The sequence below is a fragment of the Glycomyces sp. NPDC021274 genome (assembly GCF_040641195.1).
Classification (GTDB): domain Bacteria; phylum Actinomycetota; class Actinomycetes; order Mycobacteriales; family Micromonosporaceae; genus Glycomyces.
Genome location: NZ_JBFADC010000119.1, coordinates 1 through 1,103 on the forward strand (window position 1 = coordinate 1; position 1,103 = coordinate 1,103).

Sequence of the window (1,103 nt, forward strand, 5' to 3'; positions counted from 1 at the left end):
CCCCGGTTTCCCGGGGGCGGGCCTTCGCCGTTGTCGTGGGTGCTGTCACGGGCGGGCGGCGCCGTCGCCCGGCGCCCGCCCGCTCACGTCGTTGCTACTGGTTCGCCCACTTCTTGCTCATCGCGTCGAAGATGGACTTGGCCTCGGTGCCCAGGTGCGGGCCGGCCAGCCACTGGGCCGGACGCGGCCCCATCGACGTGTTGGAGACCAGCACCGGCTTGCCGTCCGCGCCCTTGATGAACCAGGGGCCACCGGACGAACCACCGGTCATGGTGCAGCCGATCCGGTACATGGTCGGCTTCTTGGCGTCCAGCGTCAGCCGGGTCGGCTTGTCGGTGCAGGACTGCTGCGTCGCGCCGTCGAACGGCGGCTCGGCCGGGTAGCCCTGCGCCGTCAGGCTGGAGATCTTCGTCATCGCCGGGGCGCCGAAGTCCACCGCGTAGGCGCTGCCGGCCATCTCCTCCAGCGACTTGCCGCCGGTGCTCTCCTCCGGCTTCACGTGCATCAGCGCGAAGTCGTACGGCGCCATCGGCACGCCCGGGACGGCGCCGCCGTCGGCGATCCACTCCTTGGTCGTCGCCATGTCGTCCGCCCACCACTTGCCGGACGGGACGCGGTCCTCGAACGGGGTGGTCTTCATCTGGGCGGCCGACGCGCCGGTCCGGTTGAAGTTCGGCACGAACATCATGTTGCGGTACCAGCCGCCGTCCTTGCCGGCGTGCACGCAGTGCGCCGCGGTCCAGACGAGGTTGGACTTGCCCGGGTGCGCCGGGTCCTTGACGACGGTGGCGGAGCAGCGCGACTCGCCCTTGGGCGTGCTGAACAGCAGCAGGCCCACGCCGGGCGCGGTGGAGGTGTAGGGCGTCTTCACCGAGCGCGCGGGGACCGCAGTCGGCTCGGGGTCGGTCTTGCCCTGGTCCTCGGTGATGTCCGAGGGCTTGCTCGGGTCCTGGGGCGGCTTGACCTTATTGATCTTGTCCGGGTCCCAGAAGTTCTTGATGACCGGGTTGATGAACTCGCCGGCTTCGCGAAGCCACTTGTCCTTGTCCCAGTTCTTCCACTCCCCGTTCTTCCACTTGTCCAGGTCGACGCCGTGTTCCTTC

General features: G+C 69.3%; 1 protein-coding gene. It reads right to left on the minus strand.

All coding sequences use genetic code 11. The annotated features are described in order from the left end of the window. Nucleotides 1-94: 94 nt before the first annotated feature. A partial coding sequence (locus tag AB0I03_RS27020) for a hypothetical protein (RefSeq protein ID WP_360417471.1) occupies nucleotides 95-1,103 on the minus strand: 1,009 nt, incomplete at its 5' end.